The organism is Winogradskyella litoriviva, assembly GCF_013249065.1.
GTDB lineage: Bacteria > Bacteroidota > Bacteroidia > Flavobacteriales > Flavobacteriaceae > Winogradskyella > Winogradskyella litoriviva.
The window spans coordinates 311745-328066 of record NZ_JABRWQ010000002.1; the positions used below are offsets into that span (position 1 = coordinate 311745).

Here is a 16322-nt window from a genome sequence, read left to right on the forward strand (position 1 = left end):
TTACTATTGTATTAAATAATTAATAATTGTGCTTTGCACATAGTAGCCCTTAATAGACTCTATTTGGTTCATTTGAAACTTTAATTGTAGTTCTTGAATATCTAAAACATCATTAAAATCAATCGTTCCTGTTTCGTAGCTTTTGATTAAAATTTCTTCAGCATCTTTGGCTTGTTTTAAGTTCTTGGTTTGCGTTGCATAACTTATTCTTGCAGAAATACGTTCATTAATCGCCTTGCTTAAAAGCGTTTCCAAAGTGTTTAAACGTTCCTGTTTTTGAGCTGTTATTTCTTGCTGTTCTAACTCATTTTGCTTGGTTTGAGATTTATATTTTTTATTAAAAATTGGGATTGACACCGAAACCATTGGCATCACAATATCTTTACCGTTATCCGAGAAATTCATATCTGGTCTTTCGGAAACATTGATATAATCCAAGCCAAAACCAATCATAGGACTGCTTTCTTTTTGGTTTAGTAATTCTGATTGTTCTATAGATTGATAAAGTTTATCATACTTCAATAATTCAGGATGTAATGCTAAATTTTTAGTAGTGATTTCAAAGTCTTCTGAAGGCATCATTAAACTATCTACCACAGTAACAGCAATATCATTTTCCCTATTCAAAAGATTATTAAGATTTGTTTGTTCTGCTAAAAACTGTTGACTTAAAACATCTTTTAGTTGTTGCATTTCGTTTTGACGCATTTGCAATCGCAACACATCTACAGCAGATGCTTTACCAACCTCAACAGAAGTTAGTGCTAATGTCTCATAGGTTTCCAATAGTTTAATGTTTTCTGTTAGCACCTTTTGTTTCGCTTTGTTGGCGTATAAATTATAATAGGATTGTGATACAGAAGCCATCAATTTTCGCTTTGCAATAACAATGTCTTCATATTTTGCATCAGCTAATGAACTGACATAATTTTCTCTTGATGTAATTGTGCCAAACCACGGTAACATTTGTTTAGCCGATACTTTAAATCGTTGCGCACCTGTTCGTGTTTCTGGTTCACTCACAAAGTAACCTACACCAAATTCGGTATTAGGAATGGTATTGACTTCATTTACTTTTTCAGAAGCTCTTTTGTATTGCAATTCAAATTTTTGAATTTCTGGATTGTTATTTAGTGCAACATCAATAAGCGTTTCTAACTCTTGACTTTGCGCAGAAAGCACGAAGCATAAAGCACAAAGCACAAAGACCGTTTTTATATTGATTTTTATGTATTTCATTTTGTTGCTCTTTTAAGTTGAACTTCGGATTTCCAGCTATATAAAACTGGTACAACAAATAAGGTTATTAAGGCTATAAGCATACCTCCAAAACTTGGTATGGCCATAGGAATCATAATATCGCTTCCTCGTCCTGTAGATGTGAGTACAGGCAAGAGTGCTAAAATGGTTGTTGCTGTAGTCATTAAACACGGTCTAATACGTTTTTCACCTGCTTCTACAATAGATGCTCTAATTTCCTTTTTGTTATCTGGTGTATTTCTATCAAAAGTTTGCGTTAAATATGTTGCCATAACCACACCATCATCTGTTGCAATACCAAATAGTGCAATAAAGCCTACCCAAACAGCCACACTTAAATTAATTGGGTGCATCTGGAATAAATCACGCAGATTTTCGCCAAAGAAACTGAAGTTTAAAAACCAATCTTGACCATAGAGCCATATCATTATAAATCCACCTGCAAACGCTACTGCTATACCTGTAAATACCATTAATGAGGTTGCCACAGAACGGAATTGGAAATACAGTATTAAAAAGATAATTGCCAATGCTAACGGTACAACAACAGATAGTGTTTTTTCTGCTCGTAATTGATTTTCATACGTTCCTGTGAATGCATAGTTGATTCCTTTTGGAACTATTAATTCGCCTGAATCTATCTTTTCTTGGATTAATGCTTGTGCATTTTCAACAACGCTTACTTCTGCAAAACCATCTAATTTATCAAACAAGACATAACCTACTAAAAAGGTGTCTTCACTTTTAATGACTTGTGGACCTTGTTCGTAGCGAATGGTTGCCAATTCGCTTAATGGAACAGGACTGCCTTTTTCAACTGGCACATAAATCTGTTGTAAGTCTGTTGGATTTGCTCTTAATTCTCTTGGGTATCGCACACGAACACCATAGCGCTCACGACCTTCAACCGTTTGTGTTAATACCATACCACCAACTGCGACTTTTAATACATCCTGAACATCTTGTATAGAAATTCCATAACGTGCAATTTTCTCTCTATCAATATCAATTAACAAATAGGGTTTACCGACGATACGGTCTGCAAAAACAGCTTCCTTTTTAACGCCTTCAGCTTCCTTGATGATGTTTTCTAATTGCACACCAAACGCTTCAATTTGCTTTAAGTCTTGACCTTTTACTTTTATTCCCATAGGTGCTCGCATTCCTGTTTGAAGCATTACCAATCGGGTTTCAATCGGTTGTAGCTTTGGTGCTGACGTAACACCTGGTAATTTGGTAACTCTTACAATTTCATCCCAAATATCATCAGGTGATTCAATTTCTGGTCGCCAATTACGATAATATTCGCCATCCTTATCTTCAATCAATTGAGACCTTTGGACATTTAATAAAGTTGATTTGATTATCACTTTGTTCTCGACTGCGCTCGAACTGACATCTATATTTTCGTTATGAATTAATCGACCATCTTTTAATTCAAACAAACCATCCTCATTTACTTTGTAACGTTGGCGCACTCTGCTTTCATTCAGCATATACTCTGGCTTATACTGAATGATGTTCTCATACATAGATAGAGGTGCTGGGTCTAACGCTGATTCTGTTCTACCTGCTTTACCTACAACTGTTTCAATTTCTGGAATACTGGCTACTGCCATATCTAATTGCTGTAAAACTCGTTTGTTTTCTTCTACGCCAGAATGAGGCATAGATGTTGGCATTAGTAGAAATGAGCCTTCATTTAATGATGGCATAAACTCTTTTCCTGTATTCTTCATTATGAAAAACCCTGCAATAACAATCGCAGTAGGAATAGACAAAAACAATAATTTATTATCTAAACACCACTTTAAAATACGCGTATAGTATTTGATGAATAGCGAAAAAACACCTAATAAACCAAAGCATATAATACTTACAAAAATGAGATTCCAAAAGATACTTTTATCAACGCCTAATGGTCGCCAATATTCGGCTAACAGGAATACTATCGCAGATGCTGAAATAATGATATTGATAAGATTAGTTTGTTTGTCTGTTATCTTACTTTGAAGATTGAGAAGTGCTGTAATTCCAAAAGCTATCAAAATCAATCCTAACCAATACCCAAAGACTATTGCTACGACTCCTAAAGCTATTAAAACACCATTTAAAACATATTTAAAAGTGTTTTTAATACTTTTCTTTCTGAATAAAAATGCAGCGAATGGTGGTATTAAAAACAAGGCTACAATTATGGAAGCTGTTAATGCAAAGGTTTTTGTGAATGCTAACGGTCTAAATAGTTTACCTTCAGCGCCAATCATTGTAAAGACTGGAATGAAACTGATTATGGTTGTCATTACTGCGGTAACGATTGCACCAGATACTTCTGCTGTGGCGTTATAAACTACCGTATTAATGGGTTTTGTTCCATCATCTTCATCCAAGTGCCTTATAATGTTTTCTGAAAGTATGACACCAACATCGACCATTGTACCAATAGCAATTGCAATACCAGATAATGCGACGATGTTTGCATCTACACCAAAGAACTTCATTGCTATAAAAACCATTAAAACCGCAACTGGTAGTAGTCCAGATATAAGTACCGATGCCCGAAGATTAAATACCATAATGATAATGACCAAAATGGTAATTAGTATCTCTAATGTTAAGGCTTCATTAAGTGTACCTAACGTTTCTTTAATCAATTCTGTTCTATCATAAAATGGCACTATGGTTACTTGTGATGTTCTACCATCTGCTAATACTTTTGAAGGTAATCCTGCACTTAATTCATTAATTTTTTCTTTTACATTATTAATAACTTCCATTGGGTTTGCTCCGTAACGAGCTACAACAACAGCACCTACAACTTCTGCACCTTCTTTATCTAATAACCCACGTCGTGTTGCTGGACCTAAAGAGACTTTTCCAATATCTTTGATTCGTATTGCTGTATAATTTTCGGAAGTAACGACTGCATTTTCTATGTCTTCAATAGATTTCACATAACCTAAACCACGTACTAAATATTCTGCATTATTAATTTCAATAGTTTGTGCACCAATGTCTTTATTACTTTCCTTAACTGCTTTTACAACGTGATGCAATCCTATATTATATTGACGCATTAATTCTGGGTTGACATCCACTTGATATTCTTGAACATAACCACCAATTGAAGCGACTTCCGAAACACCGCTTGCAGAGGATAGTGCATATTTTACATAGTAATCTTGAATACTGCGTAACTCTTGTAAATCCCAACCACCAGTAACTTTTCCGTTTTCATCACGTCCTTCAAGTGTGTACCAAAATATTTGTCCTAATCCTGTTGCATCTGGACCCAAAGCAGGATTAACACCTTCAGGTAATAAACCACTTGGTAATGAATTGAGTTTTTCTAGAATACGACTACGACTCCAATAGAATTCTACATCTTCTTCAAAAATGATATAGATACTTGAAAACCCAAACATAGACGAACTACGAATGGTTTTTACTCCTGGAATACCTAATAAGGATGTGGTTAATGGATAAGTGATTTGGTCTTCTATATCTTGTGGCGAACGACCATCCCACTTTGTAAATACAATTTGTTGATTTTCTCCGATATCTGGGATGGCATCAACAGCCACAGGATTACTTGGTAAAAATCCAGTATCCCAATTGAAAGGTGCGTTTACAGTTCCCCATCCAACAAAAAGAGCAAGTAGCAGAACTGCAACGAGTTTATTCTCTATAAGAAATTTGATTGCTTTATTAAGCATATGATTTGATTATTAAACAGTTAGACATTGGCGTTAAGAAAACACCGAATACAGCAAATTATCCTTATGACATTATAAAGTCATAGGATAAAACAGTCTATTGTTTAAAAATCAAATTAAATAAGTCTCGTCAATCTTGAAGATTTGCCTGACGACGAGTGGTGGTTCATATTCTTCAAAAGAAGATACATTGTTATCTAAACCTTCAAAAAGGTTAATATAGGTATAAACCAATGAGGCAATGAAAACTTGTTGTTCAAAAGAAATTTTGTCAACTTGTAATTGTAGTTCGTCTTGACCATCAACTACCAATTGTTCATCATTACAACAGTTTTTCTTGGTAATAGCACATCCTTCTGTAGATGGCTTTTGCATTTCCATACCACAACCCTTAGCCTTATTAAAAACAGCTGTTTCTACTAAAGCATCTCCACAAAAATGCATATTAAGCGTAAATGACATTGTAGAGCATAACACTACAAAAGCCATTGCTAAAGACATTATTTTATGGAATACTTGTTTCATACTGTTTGCGAAGTTACGAAATTTTAACAAATGTTCATTTTGTTTAACAGAAGTTTAATGGTTAACTCCATCGCATTCGTTGTAGTCTAACTGCATTTAATATTGCTAATAAAGCCACACCAACATCGGCAAAAACTGCTTCCCACATTGTTGCTAAACCACCTGCTCCTAAAATCAGAACAATTACTTTTACTCCAAATGCTAAAATGATGTTTTGCCATACAATTTTACGAGTGGAACGACTAATTTTAATCGCTTTTACCACTTTTGAAGGTTGGTCTGTTTGAATGATAACATCTGCTGTTTCAATAGCGACATCACTACCTAAACCACCCATTGCTATTCCTACATCACTTGCTGCTAAAACTGGTGCGTCATTAATACCATCACCTATAAAAGCAATTTTATTTTCAGGATTTTGTTTTAAAAGCTCAACTTCATTTAATTTATCTTCTGGTAACAAACCACCTTTAGCCTTTTCAATATTTAATTCTCTTGCTACTTGTTGGGTAATGGAATCCTTATCTCCAGAAAGCATCATTATATTATTAATACCTACTTTATGTAAATTGGTAATTGTTTCTTTTGCATCTTCTTTTAATTCATCTGCAATGACAACATAACCTGCAAATTCATTGTCTATAGATTCTAATACTATAGATTCTACAATAGTTTCTGTTTCCTCTAAAACTTTAATATTATTGGCTGACATTAGGGCTTTATTACCAACTAAAACAGTCTTACCATTTACTATACCTTTTAAACCTTTTCCTGCTATTTCTGTAACTTCGGAAGCCTCATAATCTGCGCCTTCATCTTTATATTCTAAAATAGCTTTTGCAATAGGATGTGTGGATTGTTCTTCCATCGCCATCAGGTACTTCATAAACTCTTTTTCATCCCAACCAATTGCTTTGATTTCTTTTATTTTGAAAACACCTTTAGTAACCGTTCCAGTTTTATCCATCACCAACGTGTTTATCTTGGTCATTGCATCTAAAAAGGAAGCGCCTTTAAATAAAATTCCGTTTTTTGAAGCTGCTCCCAATCCTCCGAAATAACCTAATGGAATTGATATTACCAAAGCACAAGGACAAGAAATCACCAAGAAAATTAAGGCTCTGTATAACCAATCTCTAAAAACATAATCATCTACAAAAAAGTATGGTAGAAACGTAACACCTATTGCTAAAAACACAACTATTGGTGTGTAAATACGAGCGAATTGTCTGATGAATAATTCTGTTTTAGATTTTCGAGCTGTTGCGTTCTGTACCATATCCAAAATTCGAGCAATGGAACTATCTTTAAATTCTTTGGTGGTTTCAATTTCAATAACGCCATCCATATTAATACTTCCAGCAAATACTTTTTCGCCTTTTGCAATCGTATCTGGTTTACTTTCACCTGTTAATGCTGCTGTGTTGAATGAACCTTTGTCGGAAAGTAGAATACCATCTAAAGGGATTTTTTCTCCTACACGTACTTGCACTTTTTCACCAATTTCAACCGTTTCTGGACTTACAGACACATAATTATTGTTGCGATATACCAGAGCTTCATTTGGTCTTACATCAAGTAAGGCTTTTATATTTCCTTTTGCTCTGTTAACTGCTGCATTTTGGAATAATTCCCCAACTGCATAAAACAACATTACTGCAACACCTTCAGGATATTCGCCAATAATAAAGGCTCCAATAGTGGCTATAGACATTAAAAAGAACTCTGTAAATACATCGCCTTTTTTAATACTTTCCCAGCCTTCTTTTACAACAGGAAGTCCAACTGGTAAATAAGCAATACCATACCATATAATGCGAGTCCAATTCTTAAAAAAAGAAACATCAAAATAATCTAAACCTATACCCATCATAAGCATCGTAAAACTTATAATTGCTGGCACATAAGTTTTAAATGCACTTCCATTAGCGTGATTATGACCATCATCGTGAGAATGTTGTTCTTCTGAATTTGGTTTTAAATCCCTTAAATTGACTTTCTTTTTCTTCATTTTGAATTGAATAAATTTTTAATATCATTAGGTATAGGCATAGATTTTAATGGTGGTACGTTTGCACTGCCTGTGTTACCAAGTGGCACGTGGTCAATAAATGATTTCCAACCACCAACAAGTAACCTAATAATTTGACCGAGTACTTCTTTAGCATCTTTTTGCATAAATCCAAACTTTAGCATTAACCAATGTGAATAGGTATGTTCTATTGGGTAAGATTGCCCTATGATATGACTGCGTTCTAAATGATACCAAGCATTACTATACTGCTTATTTTCTAAACAGAAACTATATCGTTTTAATTCTTCGTTATAAGCCTGTTTAAGAGGTTTAGGTATTTTAGCATTAAACTTCATATCCATTAATTTTGAATAAAAGTAGTACAATCGTTAGTGCAATGGAAGTGCATTTGTTATCCACTACACTTATCACATATACCTTTTACAACCAAGTTTACATTTTCTGAAACAAAGCCATCAGGCACTTTAATTTTTGGTATTTTATGGTCTGTTAAGCAAATGGTTTCATTACAATTGTTACAATGGAAATGTAAGTGTAAATCTTTATTTATATCACAACTACAACCTTGTTCACATAAAGCATATTTAGTAATACCTGTACCATCATCTATTTGATGCACAATATCTTTTTCCTCGAATGTTTTAATAGTTCTGTACAATGTAGTTCTATCTGCTTTTTCAAAAGCATTTTCTATATCACTTAATGTTACTGCTACTTGTTTATTTACAAGAAACTTATAAATCAATAAACGCATTGCCGTAACGCGAATATTTTTTAACTCTAATAATTGTTCTATGGTTTGCATAATCTAATGTTCGTGTTCTGCTTCTCCTTTTTTCATTTCGGCTATTAAATAATACGCATTGTTATAAGCGAATTTTGTGATTTTATCTTGTTCTTCAGTAAATTGAACAGCTACCCAATTGCCATCTTTTGCTCCTAAAAGCACTTCAATAGGTTTAAAACTCCAATCGTCATTTTCTTTTTCTGCCGAAAACACGAAAAATCTATCACCTTCTTTTACTATCGCACTTTCAGGAAGTGCTTTTGTTTTGGTGTTCTCTACTTGAATTTTACCTTGGATATACATTCCAGGAATTAAGTTACCTTTCTTGTTTTCAATTTCAGCGTGTACGTGTACTGCTTTAGGGTCATCTTCAAATGTTTTGCTTACGGAATAGATTTCTGCTGTTAATTCTTCATCTTGCATTGTTTGTATATTAAAGCTTACTTTTTGACCTTTCTTAACTTTATACACATCTTTTTCAAAGACCATTAAATCAGCGTGAACGTGATGTGTATTTACAATTTCAAAGAGTTCAGTTTGTGGTTCAACATACTGTCCTGTTTTTACTTCTACCTTTTGCACATAGCCTTCAATAGGACTGCGTAATGATATACTTTGAGCAATTGTTCCATTTCGTACTGATGACGTATTTATGTTTAATAGTTTCAACTGCGCTTCCAATCCATTTACCATAGCTTTAGAGGCATCATATTCGGCTTCGGCCTTTTGAAAATTTGCACCAGAGCCAACTCCCGCATCATATAATTTTTGTTGACGCTCAAAGTTCTTCTTTAAAAAATTACTATTGCTAAAAGCATTCAAATAATCGGTTTGCATTTGAATAATATTTGGATGTGAAAGATATGCCACAATTTGACCTTTATTCACTTTGTCTCCTTCAATCACTTTTATGGATAACACATTTGCACCAACTACAGAAGTTATTGCTGCTTCACTTTGTGGTGGTACTTCCAATGTGCCATTTGCTTCTACATAACCACTCATATTACGCAATGCAATGGTGTCTATCTTCATTTTTAAAGCTTCAAACTGTTGTTGTGAAAGCATCACTTCTTCGCCTTCGCTATGGTCATCGTTTTCTTCAATCTTTTGTTCCTCGTTATGGGAATGACCATCACCTTCCTTATGGCTTTCTTTATTTCCGCAAGCAACAACTAAAAATGAAACTGTTAGTAGTGCTAAAATTATATATTGTGTGTTTTTCATTGTCTTATTGATTAAAATATTGTAATTGAAATGTACTTTCTAAATAGTTTGCTAACGCTGTTTGAGCTTCCAGTTCTGATTGAATAGCTTCTTTTATAAGTTGTGTAAACGCTGTGTAATCAATCTCTCCTTCTTTATAAGCAAACAAAGCACCAGTTTTTTGTTCTTTAATAAGTGGTAATACTTCATCCTTATAGAACAGCCAAGATGTTTTCCATTTTTGGTGATTTTCTTTGGCTTGATTAAATTTAGATTGCACTTCCTTTTGCTTGAACTGCATATTTGATTCGGCAATTTGCCTATCAATTTTTGCAGTTCTAACTTGTGCTTTTGTTGTACCAGATAAAAACGGTATGGAAATACCAGCTTGATAGGTATAAAACCCTGAATTTCCGTTTACTTTTTGCAAACCACCTTGAAGGTTTAACTTTGGTAAATTTTCAGCTTTGGCAGCTTTAAAGTTTGCTTCTGCCTCTGCGAGTTGAAGTTGAGAAACAGTATATAAAGGGTGTGCTTCTATACTAAAGGATTCTACATTTATTTCGCTCGCTATATCAATTTCATCTGAAACCGTATAAAAATCATCTGAAATCAACCACAAGTTTAATTGTTGTAAAGCAATAACATATTCGCTTTTTGATTGCAAAAATTTATTCTGAATCTGTAAGGCTTGATTTTTGGCTGCTGCATATTCCAGTTTAGAAATGGCTTCTACTTCATAATTTAAAGCAACTGCTTTTTCAAAGTTGGTATAAATGGAATCTAACTCTTTGTATAAATTATAATTCCTTTTACTCTGTAAAGCATTTGCCCACGCTTTCTTTACTTCCAGTTCTAAATCTAATTCTGAAAGCTGAAACGCTTTTTGAGCTAACTGAATGCGTTGCTCCAGTAATTTTCTCTTTGGTGCTATACCAAATACATCAATATTTGATTGACCAACTCCAATAGTGGTGTAAATACCATTTCCGTTATTGATTTCTTCACCTCCCGTAAAAATTTGGGTAGTACCAAAATCGAAAGCAGTTCCTTTTAATTGTTGTTGCTTATCAATTTCGAGTTGTTGTTGTTTTAAACTTGGATAGTTTTCTTTAGCCAATTTTACAGCTTCTTGCATCGAAATAATTGGTAACGAATCATTTATTTTTTGCGCATTTCCTGTTATTGGCAACAAAAACATAAAAGCCACCATAGCAGTAACTGTAATTACCTTTTTGTTAGCCCTAAAATTGAATGATTTGTTTTCTACCCAATGATATAATATAGGTAAAACGAATAATGTTAATAGTGTAGAGGTTAACAAACCACCAATTACAACGGTTGCTAAAGGTCGCTGAACTTCTGCACCAGCCGATGCTGAAATTGCCATAGGTAGAAAGCCTAAAACATCTGTAAAAGCAGTTAACATTATAGGTCTGATTCTTCGCTTTGTACCTTCTATAATTCTATCTTTTAGATTGGTAACTCCTTCTTCTTTTAACTCATTCAAACCACTAATCATTACTAATCCGTTTAATACTGCAACACCAAACAACACAATAAAACCAACACCTGCCGAAATACTAAAAGGCATATCACGCAACCATAACGCTACAACACCTCCAATGGTTGCCATTGGGATTGCTATATAAATCATCAAGGTTTGTGGTAAGGATTTTAATGCAAAATAAATCAGTACAAAAATGAGTAACAAGGCAATAGGAACAACAGTTTGTAAACGGTTACTGGCACGTTCTAAATTTTCAAAAGCACCACCATAACGAATGAAATAACCAGAAGGCAGTTCTAATTGTGCATCTAATTTAGTTTTAATTTCTTCTACCAATGATTTTACATCACGACCTCTAACATTGACACCTACATAAGTTCTTCTGTTGGTATTGTCTCTACTGATTTGCATTGGACCAGCTTTGTAGCTAACATCCGCAATTTCACGTAATGGAATTTGCGCACCAGAAGGCAAGTTGATATACAAATTTTGCACATCTGTTATGTCTTTACGATTATGAGAACTTAACCTAACCACCAAATCAAATCGCTTTTCGCCTTCAAAAATAGTTCCTGCTATTCCTCCTGCAAAAGCTGATTGCACAATTTGATTTAATGTATTTATTTGAAGTCCGTATTGTGCCAATTTACTTCTGTTATACGTAATTGTCATTTGTGGTAAACCCGTTGTAGCTTCCGCTTTCATATCGCCAATACCTTCTGTACCAGCAATGATTTTAGATATTTCTTCTGCTTTTTGAGACAGTAGATTTATATCTTCTCCATAAAGTTTAATAGCAATATCTTCTCTAACACCTTCAAGTAATTCATTAAAACGCATTTCAATGGGTTGTGTAAATTCATAGTTAACACCAGGAATTATTTCAACAGCTTCTTTCATTTTTTCAATGAGTTCATCTTTTGTCTCTACAGTAGTCCATTCGCTTTTTGGTTTCAGTATTACAAAAACATCAGCAATATCCATTGGCATTGGATCTGTTGGAATTTCTGCAACACCAATTCGACTGACTATTTTTTCAACTTCTGGAAACTTTGCTTTTACAATTTGTTCAATTTTTGTAGTTGTTTCAATCGTTTCTGTAAGTGAGCTACCGGGTTTTAAGATGGCGTGAAATGCAATATCACCTTCATCTAATTGTGGAATAAATTCGCCACCCATTCTTGTAAACATAAAAACTGCAATACCAAATAATACAACAGAAACACCAATTATTAATTTTCCTTTCTTTAAGGCTTTTTCTAATAGCGGTTGGTATTTACGTTCTACCCAATGCACAAATTTATCGCCATACGATTGTTTGTCATTTTTTGGTGCTCTTAAAATCAAGGCAGACATCATTGGTACATACGTCAAACAAAGTACCATTGCACCAATCATTGCAAAAATGAAAGTCAATGCCATTGGTTTGAACATTTTTCCTTCAATGCCTTCTAATGCTAATATTGGTAGAAATACAATTAGGATAATCAGCTGGCCGAAAAAGGCAGCATTCATCATTTTTTTTGAAGCATCTGCTGCAACGCCATCGCGTTCTTTGGATGTCAATTTCCTTTTCTTTAATACTTGTGATGCAATAAGAAAAACTGTACTTTCTACAATAATTACAGCACCATCGACAATAATTCCGAAATCTATTGCTCCCAGACTCATTAAATTAGCCCAAACATCAAAAACATTCATTAGTATAAATGCGAATAATAGTGATAATGGAATTGTTGAAGCTACTATTAAACCACCTCTCCAGTTTCCTAATAAAAAGATAAGTACAAAAATGACTATTAATGCGCCTTCCATAAGGTTTCCAGCTACCGTTGATGTCGTTTCTGCTATTAATTTACTACGGTCTAATAAAGGTTCAATAATCACGCCTTCAGGCAATGATTCTTCAATTTGAGCCATTCGCACTTTTACATTCTCAATAACATCGTTTGAATTAGCGCCTTTAAGCATCATAACCAAACCACCAACTACTTCGCCTTCGCCATCTTGGGTTAAAGCGCCATAACGAATAGCAGCACCAAATTGTACCGTTGCAATGTCGCCTACGGTAATTGGAATATTGTTTGTGTTTTTAACCGTAATCTTTTTAATATCCTCTAAACTACGCACCAAGCCTTCGCCACGAATAAAATTGGCTTGATGGTTCTTTTCAATGTATGCACCACCTGTATTTTGATTGTTGGCTTCAAGAGCTTCAAAAACATCGGTAATTGTTAAACCAATAGCTTTTAGTTCGTTTGGGTCTACAGCAACTTCGTACTGTTTAATTTTTCCACCTATTGCGTTTACTTCAATAACACCTTCTACCATAGCCATTTGACGCTGTACAATCCAATCTTGCATTGTACGCAAATCAGTAACCGAATATTTGTCTTTATATTCTGGTTTTACTTTAAGTGTGTATTGATAGATTTCTCCTAAACCAGAAGAAATAGGACCCATAGTTGGTTCGCCAAAACCACTCGGAATTTGTTCTTTGACTTCGTTTAGTTTTTCAGCTACTAATTGACGCGGTAGATACGTTCCCATATCATCGTCAAAAACTATAGTAACCACAGACAAGCCAAAACGAGAAATGGAACGGATTTCCTTTACTTCAGGTAAGTTACTCATTGCGACTTCCACAGGATAGGTTACAAATTGCTCAATGTCCTCTGTACCTAAATTGGGTGCTTGTGTAATGACTTGTACTTGATTATTGGTAATATCTGGAACAGCATCGATTGGTACTTGGGTCATACTCCAAATACCTGCTCCAACAATGGTAAGCGTTAGCAAACCAATAATGAATTTGTTATTGATTGAAAAATCAATGATTTTATTAATCATAGAAAATGTATTAATTCAGTTAAACTATTCGATACAATTCTGATATAAGAAATAGAATTGTACGAAATAAAAAGAACCATTTAGGCTCAAAATTGGATATAGTTATCCTTTAAAAAAACTGAATTATGCCCTTGGTGGCTGGAAAAGTGATTCCAAATATCTGGAAGTGAAGTTTACTTTATGTAAATTATACTGTTTTTTCTCTTCAAATTTTAGTCGATTGGTTAAAGCCAAATTGTTGTTCGCAATAATTAATACCAAAGGGTGACAACATTGATTATGGGAATGGAAAGGTGTATTCTCCTTATCTGGGTTATGATGATGCCCTTCATTTTTTGTATCATTGTCAATGTAATCTTCAACTACATATTCAAGGAAAGAGTCGCCATAGACTTTATGTTCTTGATAATGGGTAATAACACTTGAAATTTCTTTAATTGGACCACAAAAGTCCATATCTATGCTTATCCCTTGAAAAAAGAATAAAATAGACATTGATATGGAAAAAAATATTTTCATATAATTTAGACAAATATATAAATTATTTAATGCAATGGTGTTGCAAATGATGTTGCAAAAGTATTATACTACCACTTACCCATTTTAGAAAGTACTTTTTTATACTTCAGCATTTGTATGTCATCCTTACAATAAGGGTGTTCTAATAACTCTTTTAGCTTACCAATAAATTCATTGGAAACAAATCCTTTTTTCTTTAAAATCTCAAATAGAATTAGAGCTTGTTCCGCTCTGTATTTAGCTTTTTTGACAAATTCCTCACCATTTTCTGGTTTTTCATAATGACTTTGAATATCGAAATGTTTATCAATATCTCCTTTATAACCAATTAATAGTTTTTCTGCATTCTGTTGGGTTACTCCATTTGTAGTGAATACATAGTCTCTATCTTGTGTAAGACGATTAATTCTTGTTTGGCCATCTGCATAGTCATTGGGATGAATTTCTAAATAATGTGAGCGGTCTAATGGTAAAGTTATTACTGCTCTTGGGTCATATAACCCTTGAAAACGATTTGTTTCAAAATGCCTGATGGATACAGGATTATCGCAAGTTATGAGAGGTGCATTCGCATCATTAATTTTAATAACATTAATAGTACAGTCATATTTATATTTTACAAAATTCCCCCATTGTTCTAAATGGTTTACTAAAAAAACCGTTCTTGAACGTTCGTTATGTTCTTTTTTTACAGCTTCAATATCATCAATGTGAAACTTTATTTTTTCACTATATAAGTTCATTTTTATCAATCCTTCTTCATCTGCTGTATGAGCTGCTCTATCAAAAATTTGATTATTCATACTCCGTTGAAGATTTAAAATTCTTGGTGTTCTAAAATATAGCGAGAGACAAACGTAGAGTATCTGTATTTTTTGTTCTTGGGTTACCGTTAAAGTTTTTTCATCAATAAGCAGAGAATAGACCTTTTGAAATTCACTATCTACATTTTCAGCGTAATGTTTTTCTAATGCATATTTAATCTCATCAGATTCTGCTGGAATAGTATATATGTTTTTCTCAAAACAAATATCTTTAGTACTAATCTGTTCTAAAAGAATATCATCATCAGTTTTATAAACATCAACAAAATAATTTCTTTTTCTACCTTCAATTCCAAAGTTCTTTAAATATGAACGTGGAATATAATGTTGTTTTATTGGGTTTGACATACTCTATTTTACTTCGTTTAAAGGCATTTCTTTACTGCCTATTTTATCTAATAGACTTTCAATGTTATTTACTATCTCTTTAAAGAATTTTGGATTATCAAGTACTATTTCAAATCTATTTTGTGAAGAGACATACTGTTTTAAAGTAAACTTACCTTTGCTAAAACTCTTAATGTTATTGAACTTTTTATCACTATTATTGACGGTATCGTTGTTTTTAATTATACCCTTATGATGAACAACTAAATTACGTACTTGTCTAAAATTATCGATAAAACTCCATTCAGGATTGAGTATCGAAAAATCAACTTTAGCTGACTGCTTTAAGAACTTCTTTACCTTATCAATATCATTATTACCCTTTAAGTCATCTACTCTGTAGTCTGTTTGTTTATACGATGCGAACCTATCACAACCACGTTTTAAAACATCTTCAAAAAAAGAATACAGTTGTATGATTTGAGCGTTTCTATAATTTTTGATGTAAACATCATTAAACATAAAAACATTGTCAATAAAGGAATCCTGTATGTGGTCTAAATATTCCTCTGAATATTCTGATTTATCAACCTCTTTGGATTTTTGAAAATTATCATACTCAACCTCTATATTTTTTAATTCTCTTTCAAAATGAGTTTCCATATGATTCATATAATCTTCAATTAAATGGAACTCAAAATGGATAAAACCAAAACCCATTATAGATGCAAGTGTTTCTTTTCTTCTTAATCTTGACATATCA

11 protein-coding genes are annotated in these 16322 nt (G+C 33.4%); all 11 read right to left on the minus strand.

Annotation, left to right across the window (positions count from 1 at the left end):
- Positions 1-3: 3 nt before the first annotated feature.
- Entirely contained in the window at positions 4-1239 is a 1236-nt protein-coding gene (locus HNV10_RS05360; protein WP_092468856.1) for a TolC family protein, read from the minus strand.
- The gene (locus tag HNV10_RS05365) at positions 1236-4976 is read right to left on the minus strand and encodes an efflux RND transporter permease subunit (RefSeq protein ID WP_092468854.1); all 3741 of its coding nucleotides are present in this window, start codon (positions 4974-4976) and stop codon (positions 1236-1238) included. Before HNV10_RS05365 ends, HNV10_RS05360 begins: the two co-directional genes overlap by 4 nt.
- 111 nt (positions 4977-5087) lie before the next feature.
- Positions 5088-5501 (minus strand): HYC_CC_PP family protein, encoded by a 414-nt coding sequence (locus HNV10_RS05370; protein ID WP_054724093.1) that lies wholly within the window; start codon positions 5499-5501, stop codon positions 5088-5090.
- 61 nt (positions 5502-5562) lie between these two features.
- Positions 5563-7512 (minus strand): heavy metal translocating P-type ATPase, encoded by a 1950-nt coding sequence (locus tag HNV10_RS05375; protein ID WP_054724092.1) that lies wholly within the window; start codon positions 7510-7512, stop codon positions 5563-5565.
- Positions 7509-7871 carry a DUF3703 domain-containing protein gene (locus HNV10_RS05380; RefSeq protein ID WP_054731062.1) on the minus strand — a complete coding sequence of 121 codons (363 nt, stop codon included), beginning with the start codon at positions 7869-7871 and terminating at the stop codon, positions 7509-7511. The genes HNV10_RS05375 and HNV10_RS05380 overlap by 4 nt, the downstream gene beginning before the upstream one ends.
- 56 nt (positions 7872-7927) lie before the next feature.
- Entirely contained in the window at positions 7928-8341 is a 414-nt protein-coding gene (locus HNV10_RS05385) for a Fur family transcriptional regulator (RefSeq protein WP_054724091.1), read from the minus strand.
- 3 nt (positions 8342-8344) lie between these two features.
- Positions 8345-9550 carry an efflux RND transporter periplasmic adaptor subunit gene (locus HNV10_RS05390; RefSeq protein ID WP_054724090.1) on the minus strand — a complete coding sequence of 402 codons (1206 nt, stop codon included), beginning with the start codon at positions 9548-9550 and terminating at the stop codon, positions 8345-8347.
- A 4-nt stretch (positions 9551-9554) separates the two neighbouring features.
- Positions 9555-13889, minus strand: coding sequence for a CusA/CzcA family heavy metal efflux RND transporter (locus HNV10_RS05395; RefSeq protein ID WP_054724089.1), 4335 nt, complete (start codon positions 13887-13889; stop codon positions 9555-9557).
- A 123-nt stretch (positions 13890-14012) separates the two neighbouring features.
- The gene (locus HNV10_RS05400) at positions 14013-14408 is read right to left on the minus strand and encodes a hypothetical protein (protein WP_236778447.1); all 396 of its coding nucleotides are present in this window, start codon (positions 14406-14408) and stop codon (positions 14013-14015) included.
- 68 nt (positions 14409-14476) lie between these two features.
- A complete protein-coding gene (locus tag HNV10_RS05405) occupies positions 14477-15580 on the minus strand; it encodes a DUF4238 domain-containing protein (RefSeq protein WP_173300314.1) in 1104 nt (367 codons plus the stop codon).
- A gap of 3 nt (positions 15581-15583) precedes the next feature.
- Positions 15584-16318 carry a hypothetical protein gene (locus tag HNV10_RS05410; RefSeq protein ID WP_054724086.1) on the minus strand — a complete coding sequence of 245 codons (735 nt, stop codon included), beginning with the start codon at positions 16316-16318 and terminating at the stop codon, positions 15584-15586.
- Positions 16319-16322: the final 4 nt, after the last annotated feature.

Coding starts and splice junctions, on each gene's coding strand:
- HNV10_RS05395 (WP_054724089.1), bottom strand. CDS start 13,889: ATGATTAATAAAATCATTGATTTTTCAATCAATAACAAATTCATTATT.
- HNV10_RS05390 (WP_054724090.1), bottom strand. CDS start 9,550: ATGAAAAACACACAATATATAATTTTAGCACTACTAACAGTTTCATTT.
- HNV10_RS05400 (WP_236778447.1), bottom strand. CDS start 14,408: ATGAAAATATTTTTTTCCATATCAATGTCTATTTTATTCTTTTTTCAA.
- HNV10_RS05375 (WP_054724092.1), bottom strand. CDS start 7,512: ATGAAGAAAAAGAAAGTCAATTTAAGGGATTTAAAACCAAATTCAGAA.
- HNV10_RS05410 (WP_054724086.1), bottom strand. CDS start 16,318: ATGTCAAGATTAAGAAGAAAAGAAACACTTGCATCTATAATGGGTTTT.
- HNV10_RS05360 (WP_092468856.1), bottom strand. CDS start 1,239: ATGAAATACATAAAAATCAATATAAAAACGGTCTTTGTGCTTTGTGCT.
- HNV10_RS05405 (WP_173300314.1), bottom strand. CDS start 15,580: ATGTCAAACCCAATAAAACAACATTATATTCCACGTTCATATTTAAAG.
- HNV10_RS05370 (WP_054724093.1), bottom strand. CDS start 5,501: ATGAAACAAGTATTCCATAAAATAATGTCTTTAGCAATGGCTTTTGTA.
- HNV10_RS05365 (WP_092468854.1), bottom strand. CDS start 4,976: ATGCTTAATAAAGCAATCAAATTTCTTATAGAGAATAAACTCGTTGCA.
- HNV10_RS05385 (WP_054724091.1), bottom strand. CDS start 8,341: ATGCAAACCATAGAACAATTATTAGAGTTAAAAAATATTCGCGTTACG.
- HNV10_RS05380 (WP_054731062.1), bottom strand. CDS start 7,871: ATGAAGTTTAATGCTAAAATACCTAAACCTCTTAAACAGGCTTATAAC.